The following is a 23,115-nucleotide window of genomic DNA, read 5'->3' as shown; positions in this document are numbered from 1 at the left end:
CCAATTTTTTCAGCGGTGTGAAAGCTGGCCGCCCGAACTGGGATTCGGGCGGCCGTTGCCGGTCGCCATTGGCAACCGGCATCGGGAGGAGCTTACTTGATGTAACCGCCCTCGGTCATCGTCGCGGTGGCGGCGTCCTGCGCCTGCTTCAAGGCATCGTCGACGCTCGACTGGCCGGCAAGTGCCGCCGAGAAGAGCTGGCCGACGGTGGTGCCGAGACCCTGGAACTCAGGAATGGCGACGAACTGGACGCCGACATAAGGCACCGGCTTGACGGTTGGGTGCGTCGGATCGGCGGAGTTGATCGAGTCCAGCGTCATCTTGGCGAAAGGTGCTGCCTTCTGGTATTCGGGATTGGCATAGAGCGACGAGCGCGTTCCCGGCGGAACGTTGGCCCAGCCTTCCTTCGAGGCGACGAGCTCGGCATAGTGCTTGCTGGTTGCCCAGGATACGAACTTTTGAGCGGCGTCGGCCTTCTGCGTGCCGGCGGGGATGGCTAGCGACCATGCCCACAGCCAATTGCCGCGCTTGCCGAGGCCATTGTCCGGCGCCAGCGCATAGCCGACCTTGTCGGCGACGGTGGAATTCTTCGGGTCGGAAACGAAGGAGGCAGCGACGGTAGCGTCGATCCACATGCCGCATTTGCCCTGCTGGAACAACGCAAGGTTTTCGTTGAAGCCGTTGGACGACGCGCCCTCGGGGCCGTCGGCCTTCATCAGGTCGACATAGAACTGCAGCGTGTTCTTCCATTCGGGCTGGTCGAATTGCGGCTTCCAGTTCTCGTCGAACCAGCGCGCGCCGAATGAGTTCGACATGGCGGTCAGGAAGGCCATGTTCTCGCCCCAGCCGGCCTTGCCGCGCAGGCAGACGCCGTTCACGCCGTTGGCGCGGTCGGTCATCTTGTCGGCGGCCTGCTTGATGAAGTCCCAGGTCGGTGCATCGGGCATCTTGAGCCCGGCCTTGTCCATCAGGTCCTTGCGGTACATGACGAAGGAGCTTTCGCCGTAGAACGGGGCTGCGTAGAGCTTGCCGTCGACCGACAGGCCGCCGGCTATGGCCGGGATGATGTCCTTGACGTCGTAATCGTCGCCGAGCTTGTCGAGCGGCAAGAGCCAGTTCTGCTTGGCCCAGATCGGCACTTCATAGGTGCCGATGGTCATCACGTCGTACTGGCCACCCTTGGTGGCGATGTCGGTGGTGACGCGCTCGCGCAGAACGTTTTCTTCGAGCGTAACCCACTGCAGCTGAATGTCGGGATTTTTGGCAGTGAAGTCGTCGGTCAGCTTCTGCATGCGGACCATATCGCCATTGTTGACCGTGGCGATGGTGATGGATTCGGCATCCGCGGCGAAAGCGAGGGCGCTGGCCGAGAACAGGCCTAGGGTGAACGTGCGAAGTTTCATCAAAATTCCTCCCATAAACCAAGATGAGCATTTGCCTTGGCTGTGAGCAATTACTCACTTGCGATGAATTATGTCAAGACAGATTCGTTGCTGCAGCGCAGCACGCCGGGGTCTCGTGCAGCGGCAAGCCTGGGACGTTTGCGGCATGTCTGACGAAGGATTCGGCCGGGCTGATTGGGCCCGGCGCTTGCTATCGGGCTTGCTGGGGTTCAGCCTACTGGCAAGCGATCTCGCTCAGGATCCAATCGCGGAAGGCGCGGATCTTCGGCACGTTGCGACGTGCCGTCGGATAGACCAGCCAATAGGCGTGGCCGTCGTCACCGACCAGATCAAAGGGCTGGATCAGGCGGCCGTCGGCAAGTTCGGTCTTGAACAGCGCCTTGGTAACGATCGCCACGCCGTGGCCGGCAATCGCGGCATTGGCCTCGTAGGCCTGCGCGCCCATGCTGGTGCCGGGACGCTTGGCCAGTTCCTCGACCGGCAGGCCGGCGGCGGCAAACCAGTCCCGCCACCAGATGTCACCCGGGTCGAGGATCGGCAGCCGCAGCAGGTCGGCCGGCTCCTTGACGCCGCCGATGCTTGCCGCGAGCTTTGGACTAAGGACCGGCGTGAAATCGGCCCTGAAAAGCATATGGGTCTCGACGCCCGGCCAATTGCCGCCGCCGGAGCGGATGGCGATGTCGATATCCTCTCTGGCAAAGTCGACAACCCTGTTCGAAGTATCGACGCGCACCGCCAGCGACGGATGCGCGACCTGGAATGAACCGAGATGCTGCGCCAGCCAGTTGGAGGCAAATGTCAGCAGCGTCGAAACGCAAAGCAAGCCGTCGGCGCCGGTGCGCGCGGCGGCATAGGCGCCGCTCAACAGCGCGAACGCCTCGCTGACCGCGGGCGCCAGGCGCTGGCCGGGTTCGGTCAGCACGATCTGTTTTGGCTGGCGCAAGAATAGGGGCGCGCCGATGCGCTCCTCCAGAAGCTTGATCTGATAGCTTGCCGCCGCCTGCGTCATGCCAAGCTCCTGGGCGGCCTTGGTGAACGAGAGATGCCGCGCCACCGCCTCGAACACCCGGATCGCCTGAAGCGGAGGAAGCTGCGAAACCAGCTGTCGTGAATTGAGCTCCGGCATAAGCCCTCCTTATGGGCAGTGATCGACGTTTGATTGGCGGCACCGGCCGGTCCTACCGATATTCCGTATTGAAGATCAATTACGCCTAGAGATAGCGAAGGCTGACGATCATGACCACAATACAGGAAAAGCTGCTTCTTGCTCCAGCCCATGGCTGGTTTTCACAGTTGGCGCGGGGATTGGCAAGGCACGCGGCGCGGAAACGGGCCTATCTCGACGTCCGGGAGCTGCCGCCGCATCTGCAGCGCGACATGGGCTTTCTCGACGGCAACGATCCTTGCGGCCGGCACCAGTAGTGCCGCTCGTTTTATCGGGGCTTCAGGGGCGTTTCGATTTCCCATGATCGTTTCCGACCGCCAGCGGCTCGGAGATCATGCGCCCGCCAGCAAGGCGGCGGCGGTCCGCTCATCGGTGATGAGGCCATTGACCAGCCGCCGGTTGACGGCGGCGAAGATGCCCGGCAGCTTGCGGTCGCCCATGGCAAGCGCGATCACCAGCGACTTTTCGCGCGACGGCAGCGGTGCCGACGACACCCGATCATTGGTGATGCCCTCGATCATGCGGCCGTCACGATCGAATACCCAGCCGACGATCTCGGCGACGCCGCCGGCCTTCTGCAGCGCCTTTAATTCACCCTCCGAAATGAAGCCGTCCTCGTAAAGCGGCGCCTTCGGGCCGAGATCGCCGATGCCGACAAAGGTGACGTCGGCCTCGGCCGCAAGCGCCAGCGTCGGCTGGATCATCGGCTGGCTGAGCAGCATCTCGCGCTCCTCGGGCGAGGAAGCGATGACCGGCAAAGGCATCGGAAACGAACGCGCCTTGACCCTGTCAGCCATGGTGAAGATGACGTTGTAAAAGGCCGCCGAGCCGTCCGGCGAGATGTTCCCGGTCAGCGATACCACCTTGTGCTGCGGGCATTCCATCGGCGGCAGTTGCTCGATCGCGGCCTTCAGCGTGCGGCCGGTGCCCCTCGCCCATACGAAAGGCACCCGCGACCGCAGCCGCCGTTCGATCTCGGCCGCCGCCGCCTCGGCGACGCCGATGACGGTGGAGGAAGAAGAAGGGTCGCTCGGCACCACCTCGACCAGATCGAGCGCAAAGCGCGATTTCAGCCGTGCCGCAAGGTCGAGGCAATTGGCGATCGGATGGTCGACGCGCACCTTGATCAGCCCTTCGGAGACTGCGAGCGACACCAGGCGCTGCGCCGTCTGCCGCGAGATGCCAAGCGTGGCGGCGATCTGGTCCTGGGTGTTGCCTGCGACATAATAGAGCCAGCCGGCACGCGCCGCGTCGTCCAGCCTGTTGCCGCCGCTGTCCTGCCGCGAATTCAAGTTCCTGCCTCCCAACCCCGCCGAGCATAAGAGGCGGAGCGCAGTAGTTTCGCAGGGAATGAACTTGCGCGCAATTGCCTATTGTAAGAGCAATTGCTTAGTGATGAAACTTGGTGTTTGGAGCAAGTGACAAGTCGACCCAGTCTCGTTGCAACAGCAAGGCTGTCGAGGTTGCACCAATCCCGGTTCTAAAGCGCGTTGCGTTCGATCGGCCTCATGCGACACGTTTTAGGTTGCTTTTTATGCATGTCGTCATCGCAAAACCGCTGCACACTTTGCGCGACATGCATTAGCGGGGACGCGGCGGTTTATCTCGCGCGCTAAACGCTTTAAGGAATTTTTTGAGAATGGAGCCTTGCATGACGCCGAAAGCGGTTTTCTGGGATATGGACGGCACGCTGGTCGACAGCGAGCCGCTGCACGAGGCGGCGCTGATTGCGGCGCTGCACAGCGTCGGCATCGCGCCGCCGGCCGACCTGCATGAGCGCGTGCTCGGCATCGCCGCATGGCCGGTCTACGAAATGCTGCGCGACGAGTTCGGCCTCGACCTGCCTTTCGACGACTGGATCGTGCGCAAATACGATCACTATCTGCCGATGGCCGAAACGCTGACGCCACGCACCGGCGCGATCGAGATTTTCAATGAGCTGCGCGCGCTTGGCGTGCCGCAAGCGGTGGTGTCCAACTCGGACAGACTGATCGTCGATGCCAATCTGCGCGCCGTAGGCCTTTTCTATCCCGGCATGAAGACGGTCAGCCGCAACGACGTGCGTGAAGGCAAGCCGCATGCCGAACCTTTCCTGCGCGCCGCCTGGTTGGCCGACGTCGATCCCGCCGAGGCCGTGGCGGTCGACGACAGCGTGACCGGCGCCACGGCGGGGCTGGCAGCTGGGATGAAGACGATCTTCTGGCCAGAGGTGCCCATGGAGGGGCCGCCGGGGGCGATTGTCATCAACAGCGCCGCTGAATTGCGGGCCGAACTCGGGCTTTAAGCCAGCCCGGCGGGACCGCCCTCAACTCCGGTAGGCAGGCTCCTGCTCGTCGAGGATCGCCTTCAGTTCGGAAAGGTGGCGCTCGGCCTGGCCGGGATAGTCTTCCTGTTCCCTTGCCGCTTTCTCCGCGATCTCATCCGACAGTACCCGCAGCGGCCGACCTGTCCACAGCGCCTTGATATAGGTTTCGGCGGCGCGCTCGAAATAGAACATGCGGTTGAAGGTGTCGGCGACGCTGTCGCCGATGACCAGCACGCCATGGTTGCCCATCACCATCACCTTGACCTTCGGGTCGACAAGCAACTGGGAGCAGCGCTCGCCCTCTTCCTCGAAGGCCAGCCCGCCATAATGAGCGTCGACGACATGGCGGTTGAAGAAGATCGCCGAGTTCTGGTCGACCGGCGGCAGCGTCGAGTCGGCGAGCGAGGCAAGCACGGTGGCGTGGATCGAGTGGACATGCATGACGCAGCGCGCATGACGCACGTTGCGATGGATGGCACCATGCAGGCCCCACGCCGTCGGGTCGGGCGCATTCGGGCCGATAAGCGTGTCGGGATCATTGGCGTCGATCAAAAGCAGATCGCTCGCCTTGATGCGCGAGAAATGCACCTGGTTGGGGTTCATCAGGAATTGCGAGCCATCGTCGTTGACCGCCAGCGAAAAATGATTGGCCACCGCCTCGTGCATGTTGAGCCGCGCCGTCCAGCGGAAGGCGCAAGCGAGATCGACGCGCTCCTCATAGAACGGCAGGTTGGTCAGCACTTCCTTCTGCAGGCGGGCGATGCTCATCGTAACCTCCGTGAAGAGGCGAGGATGCCGCGCGACTGGAACGCGCGCAACCGGTTTCGTTTGGTGCAGGCGAACGCGATTGCTATGCCGCCGTGCTGGTGGCAGTGCCAGCTCTCAGCCCGCCATGCTCGACGATGAAATCTATCACCTCCTGAAGCCCTTTGCCGCGCGACAGGTCGGTGAAGCCGAACGGCCGTTTGCCGCGCATGCGGGCAGCGTCGCTTTCCATCACGTCGAGATTGACGTTCACATAGGGCGCAAGGTCGCTCTTGTTGATGACCAGGAAATCCGACCGTGTGATTGCCGGCCCGCCCTTGCGCGGGATCTCCTCGCCCTGGCAAACCGAGATGACATAAAGCGTCAGGTCGGCCAGGTCCGGCGAGAAGGTGGCGGCGAGGTTGTCGCCGCCCGATTCGATGAAGACGATGTCGAGATCCGGGAATTTTTTGGTCATCTCGGCGATCGCCTGCAGATTGATCGAGGCGTCCTCGCGAATGGCGGTGTGCGGGCAGCCGCCGGTCTCGACGCCGATGATGCGATCCTCAGGGAGCGCCTGCAGCCGGGCCAGCATCATGGCGTCTTCCTTGGTGTAGATGTCGTTGGTGACGACCGCGATCGAGAACTCGTCACGCAGCGCCTTGCAAAGCTTTTCGGTGAGCGTCGTCTTGCCCGAGCCGACCGGACCGCCGATGCCGACGCGAAGAGGACCGTTGGGTGATATCATGCGGGGAACTCCGTGAGGGCAAGAATGGCAAAGCCAAGCCCGATCAGCAGGCACAGCGGCGAATAATAACGCAGATCGAGCCGCGCGAAAGGCTGTTCGGGCGTCAACCGGCGCCACCACGGCGTGAAGCCGGCAATGCCGCGCGCCAGGAAGACCAGTGCGATGAGCAGCGCTGTGGCGGCAAGCCCTGCCTTGGGAAAGGGCGTGGCAAACACACCTTCGAGCGCCATGGGCCACAGTGTCGCCAGGCCCAGGCATGCGGCAACGGCGAAGCTGGCGAAGGGTGCCGGCATCTCGTCGACGCCGCGAAAGCCGATGACCGCGCGAGCGCAGGAGGCGGCGTCCCTGCCCGGCCAGATGCCGCCAATGCCCCAATAGACATGCAGTGCTGTGATCAACAGCAGGACGAGCGAGAGGGCGAAAGCGAGGACGATCATGAGCGGAACAGCCGCGAATACTGGGTCTCGTGCTTCATCGCCGTGACGTCGGAGATGAAAGCGCAGCCGCCGAGATCATCGAGGGTCGAGCCGGCAGCGCGGTCGGCCGTGGCCAGGGCAAGCGGTTCGAAGGCGGCCAGTAGCGTCATCGCGGCACTCTGGCCAACGATGCCAAGCCGGATCGCAGCCTGGACGAGATTGGAGAAGAAGGCCTGCAGAAAGGCCGCCAGGGCGTCCCCCAGCGCAATGCCGTGATCGCCGGCAACGGCGCCGACGGCAACGCAATAGGCACATTCGGCCGGCAGGCGATCCAGCACCTGGCACGGCCAGGCGAAGGCCGCCTTCATGAAAGCAGCGCCCTGCAGCATGGTCTCGGCATGGCGCTCGCGCGAGCCTGCCAGAGCTTCGGCAAGGGCGACGATTTCATCGAGATCGCCGGTTTCGCGCGCCCTGTGCCAGCTTTCGGCAAACAGCACCGCATCATTCCAGCCCGAACCCATCTCGACCAGCGTTTCCAGCCACGCGGCGAGCTCTTTGCTGTCGGCAACCAGCCCGGCATGCACGGCTTGCTCGAGACCATGGCTGTAGGAAAAGCCGCCGACCGGGAAGGAAGGCGACAGCCACGCCATCAGCCGCAACAAAGCAATATTGGAAGGCTGGGCAACGTTGGAAGGCTGGTCAGTCATGGTCATGGTCGTGCGAATGGCTGTGGGAATGCGATTCGGTATGGGTATGGGAATGCGCTTCGGCATGGCTGTGCGCATGCGCCTCGGCGTGAGAATGGCCATGGCCGGAATAAGCGCCGCGCACCGGCTTGAATGGCTCGGAGACGTCGCTCACCGTGGCGCCCAGCCCTTCCAGCATCGCCTTGATGACATGGTCGCGCAGGATGAGGATTCGGTCAGCCTCGATGCTTGCCGCGAGATGACGGTTGCCGATATGCCAGGCAAGTTCGGCCAGATGGATAGGGCCGCCGGCACGGATATCGTAGAGCGGCTCCTCGGCCGCGATGATCTCGATGTGGCGGCCATCCTCCAGCACCAGCCGGTCACCATGGTTCAAGGTCACCGGTTCGGGCAGGTCGACCAGCACTTTGTCGCTACGGGCCGTTTCGATGGCGCGACGGCGCAGATGCCGCTCGTCATGAGCAAGCACCGCACTGTCGTATGGCGTCGTGGTTCCGGCTTCGCCTGCGGCCAGGGCGGAGACGGCGCGCGGGAATTTGGTGAAGTCGGTGCGGATGTCGAGCTTCATGTAAAAACTGCCTCTCAAAAAAAAGCCTAGCCTATGCCGTCCGCCGCCCCAATGGGGCTCAGACGATCGTGTCGAAGAGCCGCAGGATGAACGATATCTGATAGACGAGCGCGCCGGCGACAAAGGCGATGTGAAAGCGGCGGTCGCGCAGCAGGATCGCAATGACGCAAAGCGCGACAAAAACCGGCGTGCGGATCAGGTATTCGACGCCAAAATGGGCGAAATGCTCCGGCCCTTTCAGCAGCGTATCGATCACGTCGAGCAGATAGGTCGCCGCCAGCAGGCCGAAGAACCAGGCCCGGCGCGAATAGAAGAAATCCTCATAGCTGGTGTAGTCCAGCATCGAATCCGGAAACAGCAGCGCGCAAAGCAAAAACAGCGTGACGGCGTAGAAGATGATGAACAGGTATTTGCCGAAGGTCCAATTCTCGATCTGGAACAGACCGAACTCCCACCACCAGAAATGCACCAGCATCAAAAGCACCGACGCAACCCAGGCGAGGTGCACGGGATAGAGCCGGTACTGGCCGGGATGCTGGACGATGCGGGCGAGCCCCGACAGCAGCCGTGTGACGCCAAGGCCGATCACCATGCCCAGGACGATGCGGATATGCGGGAAAATGTCGTGGGCGTAGGGGAGTTGCTGGTCCATAGGCCTGGCGCGGCATGTTCTACATTTGGCGTTCTAGATTGTGATCTGAAAAGTGAAAACCGGTTTCTGCTGCGCTGACCTGCCGTTCGAATCTTGAGTCCGTTGAGACCTTGGCTATTGGTGCGCCGCAAGCAGATCGGATGAAATGGATGGCGTCTGCGCCAGATACTTCGTTGCCTTGCGAAAATAGGCCAACGGCCCGGAATCCAGATACTCGCGCGCGTCCTGTATTCCCTGACCGCGCGCCTGGATGAACAGCGCCAGCGCAAAGGCGCGTTCCGCTGGCGACAGATAGCCTTGTCGCTCGAAGGACCAGCCTTGCGTGCCGGTGGCGGTGTCGCGGTACTGAGTGAAACTCGCCGCAGTGTTGGAATTGAAGATACCAAAGCCGAAGAAGGTGACCGCGAGATCGGTTGCGAACTCCTCCATCTCGGTGCCGCCCGGCGGTTCTTCAGGCACCGAGAACAGCAATGGATGACAAATCTCATGCGCGAACGTCGCAATGAGCTTCATGGGCTTGGGAACGATCGCCGGATTGTAGGTGATTGTCATGGCACCGCCCCGGGACACGGAGAAGGTCCCGGCAGGCTCCCGCGGCGCGTCCTGAAGGACCTGAAGCGGTCCCAAAACCGGATCGATTGAATCTTCCTGTGGCACGAGATTGAAGCGGGTCGCATCGATGCCAAAATATGCCGCCACCTGCCCGAAATAGTGCGATGCAGCGGCGTGCCCCTGTTCTTCAGAGGGGGTGAAAAATGCTCGTGTTGGCAAGATCAGCGAACGTTTGCGCAGCGCGGCTGCCCCGCCGAAATGCCTGAGCAGCCAACCCCAGCAATCGAGCTGCCACTCCTCGTCGTCGGCGTCCAGCGGGGAGCTTGTGCGCCAGAACACGCATCACCTCAAAACAAAAAGTACCTTTGCGCCATCGGTAGCACGGTTGCTGGCTCGCAGGTCAAGAGTTCGCCGTCGGCCCGGACCTCATAGGTTTCGGGGTCGACCTGGACATGCGGCGTGGCGTCATTGAGCACCATCGAATGCTTGCCGATGCCGCCGCGGGTGTTTTCGACCGCGACCATCTGCTTGTCGACGCCGAGCCTGCCGCGCAGGCCGGCGTCGAGCGCGGCCTTCGAAACGAAGGTCACCGACGAATTGGTCATCGCCTTGCCGTAGGCCCCGAACATCGGCCGGTAATGCATCGGCTGCGGCGTCGGGATCGAGGCGTTGGGATCGCCCATCGGGGCGGCGGCGATCATGCCGCCGATCAGCACCATGTCCGGCTTGACGCCGAAAAAGGCCGGATTCCACAGCACGAGGTCGGCGCGTTTTCCCACCGCCACCGAGCCGATGTCCTTCGACAGGCCATGCGCGATGGCCGGATTGATGGTGTATTTGGCGATGTAGCGGCGGACGCGGAAATTGTCGTTGTCGCCGGTCTCCTGCGGCAGCGAACCGCGCTGCCGCTTCATCTTGTCGGCGGTCTGCCAGCAGCGGATCGCCACTTCGCCGACACGGCCCATGGCCTGGCTGTCCGACGAGATGATCGAGAAGGCGCCGATGTCGTGCAGAATGTCTTCGGCGGCGATGGTTTCCTTGCGGATGCGGCTCTCGGCAAAGGCGATATCTTCGGGGATCGACGGCGACAGATGGTGACAGACCATCAGCATGTCGAGGTGTTCGGCCAGCGTGTTGATCGTGTAGGGGCGTGTCGGGTTGGTCGAGGACGGAATGACGTTAGGCAGGCCGCAGACCTTGATGATATCAGGCGCGTGGCCGCCGCCGGCGCCTTCGGTGTGGAAGGCATGGATGGTGCGGCCCTTGATCGCCGCGACCGTGTTTTCGACGAAGCCGGACTCGTTCAGCGTGTCGGTGTGGATCATTACCTGCACGTCGTAATCGTCGGCAACCGACAGGCAGCAGTCGATTGCAGCCGGCGTCGTGCCCCAGTCCTCGTGCAACTTCAGCGAGCAGGCGCCGGCAAGCACCATCTCCTCGAGCGCGGCGGGCAGCGACGCGTTGCCCTTGCCCGACAGGCCGATATTCATCGGGAAGGCGTCGAAAGACTGGATCATGCGCGCCAGATGCCACGGCCCAGGCGTGCAGGTGGTGGCCAGCGTGCCGTGCGCCGGGCCGGTGCCGCCGCCGAGCATGGTGGTGATGCCCGACATCAGCGCTTCCTCGATCTGCTGCGGGCAGATGAAGTGGATATGCGCGTCGAAGCCGCCGGCGGTCAGGATCTTGCCCTCGCCGGCGATAATCTCGGTGCCGGGACCGATGATGATGGTGACGCCGCCTTGGGTATCCGGATTGCCGGCCTTGCCGATCGCGGCGATACGGCCGTCCCTGAGGCCGATATCTGCCTTGACGATACCGGCGGTGGCATCGACGACCAGCGCATTGGTGATGACGGTGTCGACCGCGCCTTGCGCGCGCGACACCTGGCTCTGGCCCATGCCGTCGCGGATGACCTTGCCGCCACCGAACTTCACCTCCTCGCCGTAAAGAGTGAGATCCCTTTCGACCTCGATGAACAGCTCGGTGTCGGCGAGCCGGACCTTGTCGCCGACGGTCGGGCCGTACATCTGCGCATAGGCGGCGCGGGTGATTTTAGCCATCAGCAATTGCTCCCGAAATACAGCCCGAAAATACCGCTTGTCGAAGCCGGGCCCCACATCGCCATCCTATGGTCACGCAATGACCCGCTGAGCGACACTTTCCGATCCCATTTAGCGTTTGAGGTGGCCGGGCCACCCCAAAACCACAATTTGCCAATCGATGGAAAGGAACATCCATGCACAAAACGACCCTTCTGGCAGCCGCCGCCACGCTGGTGCTCGCAACCGCCGCCAGCGCCCAGCAACAGCCCGCGCAGCAGCCCAGTCCGGCGCCGGCCGCGCCTGCTCCTGCCACGCCCGGGGCGCAGCCGCAGGCGCCCACCATCCACGCGATCAACGTCGTCGATATCAAGGATCTGCCCGCGGACACTCAAGCCAAGGTCAACGAGGTCATCGCCAAGCGCAGCGATGCCGACCTGCAGAAACTGCGCGGCTCGATCGACGCGACACCGCAGGTCAAATCCGCGCTCGAAGCCAAGGGGCTCACCTCGGCGCAGGTGATCGCCGCCAGCATGAGCACCAATGGCGCGCTGACGCTGATCACCAAGAAAGCGAGCTGACGAGACGAGGCGGCGGGCCGGCGCCCGGCCAGCCCGCCGCGTCGCAAAGGGAACCTTCACGGGGGACGTTGCGTTTCGGTCCTGTCGCCCTGACACGAGCCTCGAAAAGGACCCTGAGAACGAGCGATGGCGATCACCACCTTCTCCGACACCAGATGGCTGCATGGGATTGCCGCGACCGCGTTTCTGGCAGCCAGCATTCCGCACGCCGCGCTGAACGCGCAGAGCCTCGACAGCGCCGAGACCGTCAACCGGATCGTCGGCTCGGAGGTCGGCCAGGAAGAGACCCAGACAAATGCGGAAGCCGGCAAGGTCAGTTCGGCGATCGACCGCACGCGTGAAAACATCGCCGCCGTGCGCAAGACATCCAAGCTCGACAAGGTCGATATCGTGTTTCTTACCGATGCCGCGCGCACCGAAGGCGGCCCGCCGCCGGCGATCGAAAACAAGGTCAGGCAACATCGGGACGACATCGCCGAGCTGCGCAAGGAGATCGAGGCGAACGCATTGCTGTTCAACGCCATCGATTCGCGGCGAGTGCAAACCGAGGACGTTCTGGCGGTGGAATTCGACGATCCGGGAAAGGTCGTCATCTATGCGGCGGCCAAGCCGCCCGGCTGAGCCGAAACTGCTCGACGCCTTCGATCTCACAGCGCGCCCATGATCTTCTGCTGAAATCCGTAGACCTCGCGCTTGCCGCCGAACGGCACCAGGGTAACGTCGCGCTCTTGGCCGGGCTCGAAACGCATGGCGGTGCCGGCAGCGATGTCGAGGCGCATGCCGCGGGCCTTGTCGCGATCGAATCTCAGTCCCTCATTGGTCTCGAAGAAATGATAATGGCTGCCTACCTGGATCGGCCGGTCGCCGCTGTTGGCTACCTTCAAGGTGACCGTCGCCAGACCCTTGTTCAGTTCGATCTCGCCGCTTGCCGTGATGATTTCGCCGGGGATCATCGCGGCCTCACACGACGCCGAAAGCGAGGCCGGCGCCAATCGCGGCACAAGCGGCGCCAGCGGCGCGGGCAAGCCCGCGGAAGCGCCAGCCGAGGCCGAGACCGGCCGCGATGCCGACGGCGTGGAGCAGTGCCGTGGCAACGGCAAAGCCCGCCATATAGCCGAGTCCGCCGGCATTCTCAGGCACCTCGGTGCCATGGGCATAGCCGTGGAACAGCGCGAACAGGCCGATGACGGCGACGCCGGCCGAGACAGGAAGATCGACGGCGAGCGCAACCAGCAGCCCGAGTGCCACGACGGACGCCAGTATCGCCGGCTCGACGAAAGGCATCGGCACATGCAGCATGCCAAGCACGCCGCCGGCCAGCATGACGCTTACGAAGGCCAGCGGCCATGCCCAGATCGCTTTGTCGCCCTTGAGCGCGGCCCATAGCCCGACGGCAATCATCGCCGTCATGTGATCGAGGCCGGAGAGCGGGTGGGAGAAGCCGGCGGTGAAGGACCAAACCGTGCCGACGCCGACATGGGCATAGGCTGGCATTGCTGCCGCCAGCAACAGGACCGCCGACAGCGTTGAGCGTTTCATCGTAGCGGGGATCATCGGCGTGCCTTCCATCTTTGAGATCATCATCCCTCTCACGCTGCCTTGCGGGCCGGACCGCAGCCCTCTGCCTTGAGGACGCGCTTGGTGGAGGCCGGATATTTCTTCAGCAGCGCTGCCGGACGGATCGGGCGGGCCGAGAAGTTGCCGCCGCAATTCGGACAGGCGCCGCCGAGCACGTTTTGTGCGCAGTCGGCGCAGAAGGTGCATTCGAAGGTGCAGATCACCGCATCCGTCGCGTCGGGCGGCAGATCCTTGTCGCAGCACTCGCAGTTGGGACGCAGCTCAAGCATTTCCTCTCCTTGGCGGTGTTATCTGATCGGCTCGTGCACGGTCACCAGCTTGGTGCCGTCTGGAAACGTCGCCTCGACCTGCACATCGTGGATCATTTCTGCAATGCCTTCCATCACCTGGGCCCGGGTGACGACATGGGCGCCGGCCTCCATCAGCTCGGCGACCGCGCGGCCGTCGCGGGCACCCTCGACGACGAAATCGGTGATCAGCGCGATCGCTTCCGGATGATTGAGCTTGACGCCGCGTTCGAGCCGCTTGCGGGCCACGATCGCCGCCATGGCGATCAGCAGCTTGTCTTTCTCCCTCGGCGTCAGATTCATGCTTTTCCCTGCGGTGGCACAATCGAAATCAGAGTGACCATAATTTGGGCAGGCCCGCCCGTCCGTTGAGCAATTCGACAAGCGGCACCAGCCGCTTGCGGAGCTGGTAGCCGTCCTCAGCGAACAGCCTCGCAAGAAGCTTGCCAGATTTCCGCACGCTCCAGAAACTGACGCCGCCCTGGCCGCCGACTATGCCCCGGGTCGGCTCGAGCAAAGCCTCTGCCCGTGGCGACACCATCAGCAGCGTCGCCACGGCGACGGCACCGCCGGCCGCTGCGGGACGGTTCAAGGTGGCCGCAATGTCCGGCCCGATGCGGAACTCCTCTGCATGGACCAGCGCCCCGTCCTGGCGGACGCGCCAGCGGTCGTGGAAATGGCCTTGCGAAGCCCGTTCACCCATGGCCAGGCGGCCGAAGACGGTAGCCTCCAGGATCAGCGCCTCGGCTCCGCTGGCAAGCTCCACGTCAAGGCTGCGGGCAAAGGCCGAGCGGTCGAAGACAATGGTTTCCTGTGGCAGCCAGGCAATGTGGCCGTCTTCCCCGACAGTCAGCTGCACCCGCACTTCGGCGCGGTCGGACGCGGCGCGATAGATTTTCTCGCAGGCCTGCGTTGTTATGGTTGCGGAGGCGCCGGCACCGACATCGACCTCCCAGGCGAGACGGTCGCCACCGGTCAGCCCACCGGCGGTGTTGATCAGGACGGCTTCGAGCGGATCGGCCGAGACCGCCGGCATGCGGATCTTGGCCGAACCGTCCTGGTACAGACGCCGAAGACGCGTGCGGCCCCCGTTCCAGTCGCAGCCAAGCCGCGCGACGCCGGCAACACGCTGGGCCGCCGGCACTGAAGTCAAGCTATATGCGATCGTATCCACGACGCCAACGTTAAGCACTGCGGCGGCTTTGTCGATATATAGCTTGTTGCTTGACAGCGTTTCGGTTTCTATAGAGGGAGCCACCTTGGTACGGTCACCGGCGCCTGGCGGGGGTAAAAGGCGACGATGACGACGTAATCGAGGACAAAAGGGGCGCTGATCAGTTGGCGTCGGGAAACGACAGAGTTGGGGAAGAAACCGAATGGCTGACCAGCTGGCAAACGATATCATCGCCAAGATCAAGGCTCATGCCGAGCCGGGCGGCGAGGAAATCACCACCAGTACCGAACTGACCGCCCTTGGCATCCATTCGCTGGAACTGACGGAGATCATCTTCGATCTCGAGGAAGAGTATGGCATCGAAATCGAGATGAACACTGTCGATGCCTGGAGCAATCTGAAGAATGTCGGCGACATGGTCGAGGCGGTTCGCGCGCTGATCGCGAAAAAAGCCTGACTGAATGCACAAGCGCGTCGTCATCACGGGCATCGGCGGATTATGCGGGCTCGGCACCAATGCATCGGCAATCTGGAATGAAATGCGCGCCGGCCGTTCGGCAATCGGCGCGATCGACAATCCGCTGCTGCATGATCTGAAGGTCAAGGTCGGCTGCGAAATCAAGGCGCTTCCCGAGCACGGCATCGACCGCAAGCAGGTCGTGTCGATGGACCGCTTCAGCCTTCTGGCGACGATCGCCGCGCGGGAGGCGGCACAGCAGGCGGGATTGAACCCGCACGCGGCCAACACCTACCGGATGGGCACCATCGTCGGCGTCGGCGTCTGCGGCTGGGAGGCAATCGAAGAGAACTATCGCGCCATCCTGCTCGAAGGCAAGAACCGCGCCGGCATCTTCACCGTCCCGAAAGTAATGCCGGGCGCTGCAGCCGGCCATGTCAGCATGAATCTTGGTCTGCGCGGGCCGGTGTTCGGCATCACCTCTGCCTGCTCGTCATCCAACCACGCCATTGCCTCGGCGGTCGATCAGATCAGGCTCGGCCGGGCCGACGTCATGGTCGCCGGCGGCACCGATGCGCCGCTGGTCTGGGGCATCCTCAAGGGCTGGGAGGCCCTGCGGGTATTGTCGCCGGACACCTGCCGGCCGTTTTCGGGCGACCGCCAGGGGCTCGTGCTCGGCGAAGGCGCCGGCATGGTGGTGCTGGAAACATATGAGCATGCCATGGCGCGCGGCGCCGCCATCCTTGCCGAAATCGCCGGCGTCGGCCTTTCCGCCGACGCCTCCGATATCGTCGCGCCAACCATCGAAGGGCCTGAGGCGGCGATGCGCTTCTGCCTCGTCGATGCCGGGCTCAATCCCGAGGACGTCGACTATCTCAACGCGCATGGCACCGGCACCAAGGCCAACGATCAGATCGAGACGGCGGCGATCAAACGCGTGTTCGGCGGCCATGCCTACAAGCTTTCGGTGTCCTCGACCAAATCGATGCACGCCCACTGCCTCGGCGCCTCCGGCGCGCTGGAAATGATCGCCTGCGTGATGGCGATCCGCGAAGGCATCGTGCCGCCGACCGCCAATTATCGGGAAGCCGACGCCGACTGCGATCTCGACATCACGCCGAACGTGGCGCGCGAACGCACTGTGCGCACCGCGATCAGCAACAGCTTCGCCTTCGGCGGCACCAATGCGGTGCTGGCGGTAAAGGCCGTGTGACCGCACCCCTTGCGGGTCCTTCACCGGGGCCGGCGAAACTTTCCATGCGCATATTGATCGCGCCAGGCGTCGCGCCTAACTCTCTGCGACCCGCCATGACCGTGCCGCTCGGCGCGGTCCCCTACCAGGAGTTTCGATGACCGATCTGTCCGCGTTTCCGATTGCCAGGCGCTGGCCGGCGAGCCACCCCGACCGCATCCAGCTTTATTCGTTTCCGACGCCGAACGGGGTGAAGATATCGATCGCGCTGGAGGAACTTGGCCTGCCTTACGAGCCGCATGCCGTCGATATCGGCAAGAACGAGAGCTGGACCCCGGAATTCCTGTCTTTGAACCCGAACGGCAAGATACCGGCGATGATCGATCCGGACGGCCCGGGCGGCAAGCCGATCGGCTTGTTCGAATCCGGTGCCATCCTGCTTTACCTCAGCGACAAGACCGGCCAGCTGGTCCCGGCAGACGCGACGCTGCGTTATGAGACGATCCAGTGGGTGTTCTTCCAGATGGCTTCGATCGGGCCGATGTTCGGCCAAGTCGGATTCTTCCACAAATTCGCTGGGCGCGAAATCGCCGACAAGCGCCCGCTGGAACGTTATCGCGACGAGTCGCGACGGCTGATCGGCGTCCTCGAAACGAGGCTCAAGGGCCGCAACTGGATCATGGGCGACGATTACACGATCGCCGATATTTCGATGCTTGGGTGGGTGCGCAATCTGATCGGCTTCTACGAGGCGCGGGAACTCGTCGGTTTCGACGATTTCCCCAGCGTGGGCGCATGGCTGGAGCGTGGCCTCGCCCGACCGGCGGTGCAGAGGGGCCTCACCATTCCGGCCAGAAGCTGATCTTACGTCGATTCCGCTCGGCTATTTTGCCTTGGTCCGGGGCTTTGAGCCGCCCTTGCCGACTACGGAAGCAGCAAGCGACGCCGCACCTTTGGCGGTGGCAAGCACGGCACCGGCGGCGACATTGGCCGTTGCTTTAACAGTGCGCATTGCGCTGCCTGCGATCGATCCTCTGCTGCTTGCCGATCTTTTGGGCTTGGGTGCAGCGGCTTTGGCCGCGGCAGGCATCACCTTTTTCGGCGCCGCCTTGCCAAAGCTGGGCTTTGCCGCATCCTTGGAGCGGGCCGCTGCTGCCGGGCCGGCGCTGGTTTTCACTCGAGTGGCTTTTGATCGTGTTGCCCTGCCCTTGGCGGGCGCAGGCTTTTTTGCCATGGTTTCCATCGAACCGTTCCCTCATGCGGCACAATTGCCGTGTTCGGGATAACGGCCTGAAAGTGTTAAGGTTCCGGCCCAATAGTCCTTACAGATCAGGCCTGTTCACCGACCACCAGGTCAGCGGGCCGCCGACGAGCAAGCACGCGATCAATGTTCGGCATGTCGTTGGAAGCAATCCAGGCGCGCGCGTCCTCGTCGGAGCGGCCGTGCTCGTGCCATCGCTCCAGCAGTCGGCGCTCGAGCTCGGCGCGCGGCACATCGACGAAGATCGAGAAGTCGAACAGCGGCGCCAGCCGCGTCCAAGGTTCTTCGTCGAGCAGCAGATAATTGCCTTCGACCAGGATGAATTTGGCGTCGGCGGCGATGATCGCAGCGGCGGCGCGCGACAGCTCCATGCTGCGGTCGAAGACCGGGATGGCGATATCCGGCTCGCCGGCGCGGATGCGCTTCAGCAGCGCTTCGAAGCCGGCAAAATCAAAGGTTTCCGGAGCACCTTTTCGCGCGCGAAGGCCGCGTCGATCGAGAACGACGTCATCGTAATGGAAGCCATCCATCGGCACGACTTCCGCCGTGCCTTCCGGCAGCAGGTCGTGCAAGCCTGTCGACAATGTCGACTTGCCGGCGCCGGGCGGACCGGCAATGGCAACGATGAAGCGCGGTGCCTTGCCGGCGCGTTTGAAAATGACAGCAGCGATGTGGGCGATTTCTGACATTGGCATCCATAAGATGGTCCTGGCGCATTTTGGCGGCAGTTTTTGAAAATTTCAAACGCCGGCTTGTGCCAAGCCTTCAATCGGGCCTGGATTGGCCGATCCGCAGGAAATCGCGGTCGAAGCCGATGTCGCGCACGGCACCGTCAGCCGCCAGGATGCGCATGCGGCCCGGCGAGGTCGTGACGTCGTGCGGCGGCTCGCCGGATGGCCATGGCAGTGCGCCGATGACATGGCGGAACGAAAAGCGGCGCCCTTCGGAAAGGGCAAAGGCGGTCGCCACGCCTTCGCGCTTCAGCCAATTGTCGCCGAGCGATGCGGCGTGGCCGACGGCCGTGCGGCCGTCCTCGATGCCGAGCACGCCGCGGTGGCGGCCACTCCATGGCGCATAATCGCGCCCGCCATTGCTGACCCACAGCATGGTGACCGGCAGTTCGGCCGGGTTCTTCAGCACCAGCACGAGATCGGCTTCCGCCTGGCGCGCCAGCGCCGTCCAGCCCGGCCCGCCATGATCGGCCTCGACCAGCGTCACGAAGTCCTCACGCAGCTGGTCCATGCGATAGGCGGTCAGGTCAATCGTGCCGCCGTTGGCGACGGGAAAGCGCGTCAGGTCGGCGGTTCGCGCCGGGTAGGCGAGCAACGAGCGGCCGCGGGCCGGATCGGGCTCCGGCGCCTCACTCGGCGTTGCGGCAAGGCGCTTGGGCGAGAAGGCCAGCCTGCCGCCGGCCGTCATCACCGTCATCGGGTGGTGGGCGACGGGAATGGCGCCGGCGCCGCCGGAAAAGACGTGCTCCTGATAGAGAAAGGGATGATCGTCGCGCAAGGTCAGGATCTTGTCGACGGTTGCGCCCATGACCGGGCGCTGCAAGCGGAAGACGGCGCGCCAGCCGTCGGCCGTTGCCGCGCTGTCGACCACGTCCCAGCGGCTATTTGCCGGCCAGCCATGCAAAGGTGCCGCTTCGACGTCGCTGATCGAGAACGGCGCGCAGAGGAAATCGCCGGACAGGTGGACCGTCCCTTCAGGCAGGTCTTTCGGCAGCATCTCGCGCGGCTCGCCGACCCAGGGTGCGCGATGCAGCGGCTTCAGCCGGCGGCCATCGATATCGACCGTCATGTCGGCGAGATGGCCGACGGCAAGATCGACCGATACCGAAATGCCCTTCGCCGTGATCGTGACCGTATCCATGTGCACCTACCGATTCAGCCCGATTCTGCCAGCCCGATTCTGGCGGCCCGATTCTGTCGGCGCCAGCAAAGCCCACTCGCCGCCGGTTGCGCAAGCGCGGTGGCCGGCAATTCACATCAGGCGGCGCCACGTCGGCCTGTGGACAGGGCACCGTTCGAGGGCCAGACCGATATTAACCAAATGGACTGTGCCTTTGCGTTAAGATAGCTTCGCCTCGTCTCAGAAACTGCCTGCCTTCGGAACTGACTTGTCCGCCTTCCGGTTCTTTTCGTCCATCCACAAATGCGTCGCTGTGCTGGCGCTGCTGCTGTTTGCTGCCGGCTGCACGACTGTCACGCCGCCCGACAGCGTGCTGGCGGTACCGGCGCCGCCGCAGAAATATGCCGCCATGGTCATCGATGCCGGCACCGGCAAGACGCTGTTCGAGGTCAACTCGACGGCGCCGCGCTATCCGGCGTCGCTGACCAAGATGATGACGCTCTACCTCCTGTTCGAGGCGCTGGACCAGGGCCGCATCAGCAAGGAGACGCAAATTCCGGTGTCGGACAACGCCGCCCGGCAGCCGCCGACCAAGCTGCGGTTCAGGCGCGGCGAGACCATCGACGTCGATTCGGCGATCCGCGCCATCATCGTCAAATCGGCCAATGACGTGGCGGTCGCCGTTGCCGAATATCTCGGCGGCAGCGAAGAGGCGTTCGCCGGCATGATGACCGCCAAGGCGCGCCAGATCGGCATGAGCAGCACCGTGTTCCGCAACGCCTCGGGCCTGCCGGACGGCGACCAGCACACGAGCGCGCGCGACATGGCGGTGCTCGGCATGGCGCTGCACGCCCGCTTCCCGCAGCATTTCCACTATTTCTCTGAAAGCGACTTCATGTTCCGCGGCAGGCTGGTGCGCGGCCACAATGACATGCTCGGCCGGGTGCGCGGGGTCGACGGCATCAAGACCGGCTACATCAGGGCTTCGGGCTTCAACATCGTCACCTCCTATAATGCGGACGGGCACAGGCTGATCATCGTGGTGATGGGCGCCGACAGCGCGCGCCAGCGCAACGACCACGTCGAGGCGCTGATCCAGCGCAGCCTGTTGCCGACCTCCGAGGCAAAGACGCGGCTGCTGTATCCCGAGGAGCAGTGATAGTTGAAGTCCGAGTGTTGACCGCGTGCGGGTTCAGGCGACAAACGCAGAGCCGCCGTTTTGCGCGACACTGCTGAGATACTTTGCCGGCGGCTTGCCAAGCGCTTTCTTGAACATGGTGATGAAGGCGGTGACCGATTCGTAACCGAGATCGGCCGAAACCTGCTGCACGCTGGCGCCGGAGGCCAGCTCGCGCATTGCGACGATCAGGTGCAGTTGCTGGCGCCAGCGCCCGAAGGTCAGCCCTGTCTCCTTCACCACGAGACGTGCGAGACTGCTCTCGCTGAGCGCGACGCGACTGGCCCATTCCGCCAGGGTGCTGCGATCGGCAGGATCTTGCGCCAACGCCGCCGCGATGCGCCTCAAGCGCGGCTCGGACGAGATCGGCAAATGCAGCTGCTGGACAGGCATGCGCGGCAGTTCGGTGAGCAGAGCCCTGGTCAGGAGCTCGCCCCTCGCGTCATCGTCCTCAACGCGATCCGTCAGCTCTATGATGAGCTCGCGCAGCAACGGCGTGATCGAAAGCGTGCAGCACCGGTCCGGCAGGTCGGCAGCTCCCGGTTCGATATAGACGAAGAAAATCCGGGCATTGGCGGTCGCGATATTGCTGTGCTCCATGTCGCCGGGAATCCACACCGCGCAATGCGGCGGCACCATCCACAGACCGCTGGGGACGCGACATGTGACGCCGCCGCCCAGCGCGAAGACGAGTTGCCCCTTGCGGTGGTGGTGGTCCGGCACCTCCGCCCCGGTTTCGGTAACGTCAACGCGCACGGCGATTGCCGGGGCGAGGACGTCATCCGGATCGAAAGGCCAGGGGTAGCGGAGCGGCTGTCTCACATTGACTGTTTTTAGCGATCGACTGCCAAGATATCTAAATTACTCAAACAGGAAAGTCGATAGTTTAGGGATGAGTAACTCAGAAGCCGACAGGCGGACTTCCATTTAGTCATGCCCTGCTTGCGTTCTGAACGTCGGACCAACAAGCCCGGCGCACGAAAACAGGCTGGCGTCCGCCACGCAGCAAGAAGGGACGATACCAATGCTCGCCTTGGTCACATCTTCCGACAGCGCCACCGGGTTGCGGCTCGCCGAGCTTGGTGAGCCCGAGCCCGCCCCGCATGAGGCGCTGGTCTCGGTCCGGGCAGTCTCGCTGAACCGCGGCGAACTGCGCTTGCTCAACATCCGTCCGAACGGCTGGGTGCCTGGCCAGGACGTCGCCGGAATTGTCGAGCGCGCCGCGGCCGACGGCTCCGGGCCGGCCGTCGGCGCCCGGGTTGCGGCTCTGGTCGACGAGGCCGGGTGGGCCGAACGGGTCGCCGTTCCGACCGACCACCTCGCCGTCCTGCCGGACGACGTCAGCTTCGTCTCCGCCGCCACTGTTCCGGTCGCGGGCACGACCGCGCTGCGGACCCTGCGCCTCGGCGGCGACCTGGCCGGCCAGCGGGTCCTGATTACCGGCGCAAGCGGCGCGGTCGGCCGTTTCCAGATCCAGATCGCCCGCCAGCAGGGCGCGTCGGTGGTGGCGGTCGCCGCTGAACGGCATGCCGACGATCTCCGCGGCCTCGGAGCCGAGCGGGTCGTCGAAACGATCGAGCTGACCGAAGGACTGTTCTCGCTGATTACCGAATCGGTGGGCGGCGATAGCCTCGCCCACGCGATCGAACGGATCGCGCCCGGCGGGACCGTCGTCATGTTCGGCTCGAGCCGCGGCGAACTCACGCCCATCGGCTTCCGCCAGTTCGTTCCGGGGCACGAAGGTGCGCGGCTGCAGACCTTCGCCTACTACGCTTCTGGTCCGGAGGTAGGCGCCGACATCGCCTCGCTGCTCGCGCCGATCGCAGCCGGCCGGCTCGAAACGCGGGTGGTCCTCACCGTGCCGTGGCGGGACGTCGGTCAAGCCCTCGACGCGCTGCGGCAGCGCAGCATCAGCGGCAAGGCGGTGCTTACCGTGACCGAATGAGCAGGCGGTGGCGGCGGACGGGACGGTGTCTGTCTCCCCCGGGCTGCTACGGCAGTTTGAGCCCGCTGGCGATTGCCCGTTGAAGCCGGCGCCTGCTTCCGCTAAGAAGCCGTGGCTGGCCGGTTTACCGGCTGGTTCGTTTTTGGGATCACCGATCCTGAAAGCACCCGTAGCTCAGCTGGATAGAGCGCTGCCCTCCGAAGGCAGAGGTCACAGGTTCGAATCCTGTCGGGTGCGCCAAATCTCAAATTGTCCAACCCGGAGACATGGGTTGCGGTTTATACCGGAGACATGGTGGACCGCATCCCTGGGT

The 23,115-nt window shown here is 63.8% G+C and carries 29 protein-coding genes and 1 tRNA gene; 11 read left to right on the top strand and 19 right to left on the bottom strand.

Going from position 1 to position 23,115, the window contains the following annotated elements:
• Positions 1-92: 92 nt before the first annotated feature.
• Positions 93-1,403, bottom strand: a complete 1,311-nt coding sequence (locus NKH49_RS13940) for an ABC transporter substrate-binding protein (protein WP_352615079.1) — start codon at positions 1,401-1,403, stop codon at positions 93-95.
• Positions 1,404-1,617: 214 nt separating this feature from the next.
• Positions 1,618-2,529 (bottom strand): transcriptional regulator GcvA, encoded by a 912-nt coding sequence (gene gcvA / locus NKH49_RS13935; RefSeq protein WP_352578172.1) that lies wholly within the window; start codon positions 2,527-2,529, stop codon positions 1,618-1,620.
• A gap of 110 nt (positions 2,530-2,639) precedes the next feature.
• Between gcvA and NKH49_RS13930 the strand changes: the two genes are divergently transcribed.
• Positions 2,640-2,825 (top strand): hypothetical protein, encoded by a 186-nt coding sequence (locus NKH49_RS13930; RefSeq protein WP_023676996.1) that lies wholly within the window; start codon positions 2,640-2,642, stop codon positions 2,823-2,825.
• Between the two features lie 75 nt (positions 2,826-2,900).
• Here NKH49_RS13930 and NKH49_RS13925 read toward each other — a convergent pair whose 3' ends face one another.
• Positions 2,901-3,860, bottom strand: a complete 960-nt coding sequence (locus NKH49_RS13925) for a sugar-binding transcriptional regulator (RefSeq protein WP_352926327.1) — start codon at positions 3,858-3,860, stop codon at positions 2,901-2,903.
• A gap of 359 nt (positions 3,861-4,219) precedes the next feature.
• Here NKH49_RS13925 and NKH49_RS13920 point away from each other — a divergent pair, with 359 nt between their 5' ends.
• Positions 4,220-4,852, top strand: a complete 633-nt coding sequence (locus tag NKH49_RS13920) for an HAD family hydrolase (RefSeq protein ID WP_352615083.1) — start codon at positions 4,220-4,222, stop codon at positions 4,850-4,852.
• A gap of 21 nt (positions 4,853-4,873) precedes the next feature.
• On the opposite strand, the gene NKH49_RS13915 is transcribed toward NKH49_RS13920, so the two are convergent.
• The 8 genes from NKH49_RS13915 to ureC form a co-directional block, all read right to left on the bottom strand.
• Entirely contained in the window at positions 4,874-5,641 is a 768-nt protein-coding gene (locus tag NKH49_RS13915) for a class II aldolase and adducin N-terminal domain-containing protein (RefSeq protein WP_352615085.1), read from the bottom strand.
• A gap of 82 nt (positions 5,642-5,723) precedes the next feature.
• The gene (ureG, locus tag NKH49_RS13910; RefSeq protein ID WP_352615087.1) at positions 5,724-6,365 is read right to left on the bottom strand and encodes an urease accessory protein UreG; all 642 of its coding nucleotides are present in this window, start codon (positions 6,363-6,365) and stop codon (positions 5,724-5,726) included.
• Complete coding sequence (locus tag NKH49_RS13905; RefSeq protein ID WP_352539915.1) at positions 6,362-6,802, bottom strand: DUF3995 domain-containing protein; 441 nt, start codon at positions 6,800-6,802, stop codon at positions 6,362-6,364. The genes ureG and NKH49_RS13905 overlap by 4 nt, the downstream gene beginning before the upstream one ends.
• Positions 6,799-7,494, bottom strand: a complete 696-nt coding sequence (locus NKH49_RS13900; protein ID WP_502907879.1) for an urease accessory protein UreF — start codon at positions 7,492-7,494, stop codon at positions 6,799-6,801. The genes NKH49_RS13905 and NKH49_RS13900 overlap by 4 nt, the downstream gene beginning before the upstream one ends.
• A complete protein-coding gene (locus NKH49_RS13895) occupies positions 7,481-8,056 on the bottom strand; it encodes an urease accessory protein UreE (RefSeq protein ID WP_352615091.1) in 576 nt (191 codons plus the stop codon). The genes NKH49_RS13900 and NKH49_RS13895 overlap by 14 nt, the downstream gene beginning before the upstream one ends.
• A 58-nt stretch (positions 8,057-8,114) precedes the next feature.
• On the bottom strand, positions 8,115-8,708 hold the full coding sequence (locus tag NKH49_RS13890; RefSeq protein WP_352474742.1) for a hypothetical protein: 594 nt from the start codon (positions 8,706-8,708) through the stop codon (positions 8,115-8,117).
• Between the two features lie 114 nt (positions 8,709-8,822).
• Entirely contained in the window at positions 8,823-9,599 is a 777-nt protein-coding gene (locus NKH49_RS13885) for a hypothetical protein (protein WP_352615093.1), read from the bottom strand.
• An 8-nt stretch (positions 9,600-9,607) separates the two neighbouring features.
• Complete coding sequence (gene ureC, locus NKH49_RS13880) at positions 9,608-11,320, bottom strand: urease subunit alpha (RefSeq protein ID WP_502895709.1); 1,713 nt, start codon at positions 11,318-11,320, stop codon at positions 9,608-9,610.
• A 176-nt stretch (positions 11,321-11,496) separates the two neighbouring features.
• Here ureC and NKH49_RS13875 point away from each other — a divergent pair, with 176 nt between their 5' ends.
• The gene (locus NKH49_RS13875) at positions 11,497-11,880 is read left to right on the top strand and encodes a hypothetical protein (protein WP_352615095.1); all 384 of its coding nucleotides are present in this window, start codon (positions 11,497-11,499) and stop codon (positions 11,878-11,880) included.
• Between the two features lie 126 nt (positions 11,881-12,006).
• The gene (locus NKH49_RS13870; RefSeq protein WP_023677007.1) at positions 12,007-12,501 is read left to right on the top strand and encodes a hypothetical protein; all 495 of its coding nucleotides are present in this window, start codon (positions 12,007-12,009) and stop codon (positions 12,499-12,501) included.
• A gap of 26 nt (positions 12,502-12,527) precedes the next feature.
• On the opposite strand, the gene NKH49_RS13865 is transcribed toward NKH49_RS13870, so the two are convergent.
• Genes NKH49_RS13865 through NKH49_RS13845 form a run of 5 tightly spaced genes read right to left on the bottom strand, consistent with a single transcriptional unit; the run spans position 12,528 to position 14,898 of the window.
• Positions 12,528-12,833: an urease subunit beta gene (locus tag NKH49_RS13865; protein WP_023677008.1), complete on the bottom strand. Its 306-nt coding sequence runs from the start codon at positions 12,831-12,833 to the stop codon at positions 12,528-12,530.
• A 7-nt stretch (positions 12,834-12,840) separates the two neighbouring features.
• Positions 12,841-13,434: a HupE/UreJ family protein gene (locus tag NKH49_RS13860; RefSeq protein WP_352615150.1), complete on the bottom strand. Its 594-nt coding sequence runs from the start codon at positions 13,432-13,434 to the stop codon at positions 12,841-12,843.
• A 35-nt stretch (positions 13,435-13,469) separates the two neighbouring features.
• On the bottom strand, positions 13,470-13,727 hold the full coding sequence (locus NKH49_RS13855; RefSeq protein ID WP_352492190.1) for a DUF1272 domain-containing protein: 258 nt from the start codon (positions 13,725-13,727) through the stop codon (positions 13,470-13,472).
• 18 nt (positions 13,728-13,745) lie between these two features.
• Positions 13,746-14,048, bottom strand: coding sequence for an urease subunit gamma (locus NKH49_RS13850; RefSeq protein WP_023677011.1), 303 nt, complete (start codon positions 14,046-14,048; stop codon positions 13,746-13,748).
• Positions 14,049-14,076: 28 nt separating this feature from the next.
• Complete coding sequence (locus tag NKH49_RS13845) at positions 14,077-14,898, bottom strand: urease accessory protein UreD (RefSeq protein ID WP_502907878.1); 822 nt, start codon at positions 14,896-14,898, stop codon at positions 14,077-14,079.
• A 223-nt stretch (positions 14,899-15,121) separates the two neighbouring features.
• Between NKH49_RS13845 and NKH49_RS13840 the strand changes: the two genes are divergently transcribed.
• The 4 genes from NKH49_RS13840 (at position 15,122) to NKH49_RS13825 (ending at position 17,854) form a co-directional block, all read left to right on the top strand.
• Complete coding sequence (locus NKH49_RS13840) at positions 15,122-15,376, top strand: acyl carrier protein (protein WP_023677013.1); 255 nt, start codon at positions 15,122-15,124, stop codon at positions 15,374-15,376.
• Between the two features lie 4 nt (positions 15,377-15,380).
• On the top strand, positions 15,381-16,589 hold the full coding sequence (locus NKH49_RS13835) for a beta-ketoacyl-[acyl-carrier-protein] synthase family protein (protein ID WP_352474750.1): 1,209 nt from the start codon (positions 15,381-15,383) through the stop codon (positions 16,587-16,589).
• 136 nt (positions 16,590-16,725) lie between these two features.
• Positions 16,726-17,430 carry a glutathione S-transferase family protein gene (locus NKH49_RS13830; protein ID WP_352615099.1) on the top strand — a complete coding sequence of 235 codons (705 nt, stop codon included), beginning with the start codon at positions 16,726-16,728 and terminating at the stop codon, positions 17,428-17,430.
• 124 nt (positions 17,431-17,554) lie between these two features.
• On the top strand, positions 17,555-17,854 hold the full coding sequence (locus NKH49_RS13825; protein WP_352926321.1) for a hypothetical protein: 300 nt from the start codon (positions 17,555-17,557) through the stop codon (positions 17,852-17,854).
• 43 nt (positions 17,855-17,897) lie between these two features.
• Here the strand turns inward: NKH49_RS13825 and NKH49_RS13820 are convergent, their stop codons facing one another.
• Both NKH49_RS13820 and NKH49_RS13815 read right to left on the bottom strand, forming a co-directional pair.
• Positions 17,898-18,518, bottom strand: coding sequence for a nucleoside triphosphate hydrolase (locus NKH49_RS13820; RefSeq protein ID WP_352474754.1), 621 nt, complete (start codon positions 18,516-18,518; stop codon positions 17,898-17,900).
• A gap of 76 nt (positions 18,519-18,594) precedes the next feature.
• Positions 18,595-19,701, bottom strand: coding sequence for a hypothetical protein (locus NKH49_RS13815; protein WP_352926318.1), 1,107 nt, complete (start codon positions 19,699-19,701; stop codon positions 18,595-18,597).
• A 247-nt stretch (positions 19,702-19,948) separates the two neighbouring features.
• Between NKH49_RS13815 and NKH49_RS13810 the strand changes: the two genes are divergently transcribed.
• On the top strand, positions 19,949-20,839 hold the full coding sequence (locus NKH49_RS13810) for a D-alanyl-D-alanine carboxypeptidase family protein (RefSeq protein WP_352615103.1): 891 nt from the start codon (positions 19,949-19,951) through the stop codon (positions 20,837-20,839).
• A gap of 33 nt (positions 20,840-20,872) precedes the next feature.
• Here the strand turns inward: NKH49_RS13810 and NKH49_RS13805 are convergent, their stop codons facing one another.
• Positions 20,873-21,679, bottom strand: a complete 807-nt coding sequence (locus tag NKH49_RS13805; protein ID WP_352474758.1) for an AraC family transcriptional regulator — start codon at positions 21,677-21,679, stop codon at positions 20,873-20,875.
• Positions 21,680-21,881: 202 nt separating this feature from the next.
• Here NKH49_RS13805 and NKH49_RS13800 point away from each other — a divergent pair, with 202 nt between their 5' ends.
• Together NKH49_RS13800 and NKH49_RS13795 are read left to right on the top strand one after the other, a co-directional pair.
• Positions 21,882-22,802: a zinc-binding dehydrogenase gene (locus NKH49_RS13800; RefSeq protein ID WP_352501145.1), complete on the top strand. Its 921-nt coding sequence runs from the start codon at positions 21,882-21,884 to the stop codon at positions 22,800-22,802.
• Between the two features lie 163 nt (positions 22,803-22,965).
• A tRNA-Arg gene (locus NKH49_RS13795) sits at positions 22,966-23,042 on the top strand.
• Positions 23,043-23,115 lie beyond the last annotated feature (73 nt).

It is taken from the genome of Mesorhizobium sp. M1088, from assembly GCF_040318575.1.
Lineage (GTDB): Bacteria > Pseudomonadota > Alphaproteobacteria > Rhizobiales > Rhizobiaceae > Mesorhizobium.
The sequence above is the reverse complement of the archived record's forward strand: the minus strand, read 5'-3'. Positions and strand labels throughout refer to the sequence as shown.

Bases quoted from the DNA above. Each gene is read 5' to 3' on its own strand.
- NKH49_RS13915 (WP_352615085.1), bottom strand. From the start codon at position 5,641: ATGAGCATCGCCCGCCTGCAGAAGGAAGTGCTGACCAACCTGCCGTTC.
- NKH49_RS13840 (WP_023677013.1), top strand. From the start codon at position 15,122: ATGGCTGACCAGCTGGCAAACGATATCATCGCCAAGATCAAGGCTCAT.
- NKH49_RS13820 (WP_352474754.1), bottom strand. From the start codon at position 18,518: ATGTCAGAAATCGCCCACATCGCTGCTGTCATTTTCAAACGCGCCGGC.
- NKH49_RS13835 (WP_352474750.1), top strand. From the start codon at position 15,381: ATGCACAAGCGCGTCGTCATCACGGGCATCGGCGGATTATGCGGGCTC.
- NKH49_RS13940 (WP_352615079.1), bottom strand. From the start codon at position 1,403: ATGAAACTTCGCACGTTCACCCTAGGCCTGTTCTCGGCCAGCGCCCTC.
- NKH49_RS13895 (WP_352615091.1), bottom strand. From the start codon at position 8,056: ATGAAGCTCGACATCCGCACCGACTTCACCAAATTCCCGCGCGCCGTC.
- ureG (WP_352615087.1), bottom strand. From the start codon at position 6,365: ATGATATCACCCAACGGTCCTCTTCGCGTCGGCATCGGCGGTCCGGTC.
- NKH49_RS13870 (WP_023677007.1), top strand. From the start codon at position 12,007: ATGGCGATCACCACCTTCTCCGACACCAGATGGCTGCATGGGATTGCC.
- NKH49_RS13875 (WP_352615095.1), top strand. From the start codon at position 11,497: ATGCACAAAACGACCCTTCTGGCAGCCGCCGCCACGCTGGTGCTCGCA.
- NKH49_RS13930 (WP_023676996.1), top strand. From the start codon at position 2,640: ATGACCACAATACAGGAAAAGCTGCTTCTTGCTCCAGCCCATGGCTGG.
- NKH49_RS13830 (WP_352615099.1), top strand. From the start codon at position 16,726: ATGACCGATCTGTCCGCGTTTCCGATTGCCAGGCGCTGGCCGGCGAGC.
- NKH49_RS13900 (WP_502907879.1), bottom strand. From the start codon at position 7,494: ATGACCATGACTGACCAGCCTTCCAACGTTGCCCAGCCTTCCAATATT.
- NKH49_RS13865 (WP_023677008.1), bottom strand. From the start codon at position 12,833: ATGATCCCCGGCGAAATCATCACGGCAAGCGGCGAGATCGAACTGAAC.
- NKH49_RS13855 (WP_352492190.1), bottom strand. From the start codon at position 13,727: ATGCTTGAGCTGCGTCCCAACTGCGAGTGCTGCGACAAGGATCTGCCG.
- NKH49_RS13850 (WP_023677011.1), bottom strand. From the start codon at position 14,048: ATGAATCTGACGCCGAGGGAGAAAGACAAGCTGCTGATCGCCATGGCG.
- NKH49_RS13905 (WP_352539915.1), bottom strand. From the start codon at position 6,802: ATGATCGTCCTCGCTTTCGCCCTCTCGCTCGTCCTGCTGTTGATCACA.
- gcvA (WP_352578172.1), bottom strand. From the start codon at position 2,529: ATGCCGGAGCTCAATTCACGACAGCTGGTTTCGCAGCTTCCTCCGCTT.
- NKH49_RS13815 (WP_352926318.1), bottom strand. From the start codon at position 19,701: ATGGATACGGTCACGATCACGGCGAAGGGCATTTCGGTATCGGTCGAT.
- NKH49_RS13800 (WP_352501145.1), top strand. From the start codon at position 21,882: ATGCTCGCCTTGGTCACATCTTCCGACAGCGCCACCGGGTTGCGGCTC.
- NKH49_RS13860 (WP_352615150.1), bottom strand. From the start codon at position 13,434: ATGATCCCCGCTACGATGAAACGCTCAACGCTGTCGGCGGTCCTGTTG.
- NKH49_RS13920 (WP_352615083.1), top strand. From the start codon at position 4,220: ATGACGCCGAAAGCGGTTTTCTGGGATATGGACGGCACGCTGGTCGAC.
- ureC (WP_502895709.1), bottom strand. From the start codon at position 11,320: ATGGCTAAAATCACCCGCGCCGCCTATGCGCAGATGTACGGCCCGACC.
- NKH49_RS13890 (WP_352474742.1), bottom strand. From the start codon at position 8,708: ATGGACCAGCAACTCCCCTACGCCCACGACATTTTCCCGCATATCCGC.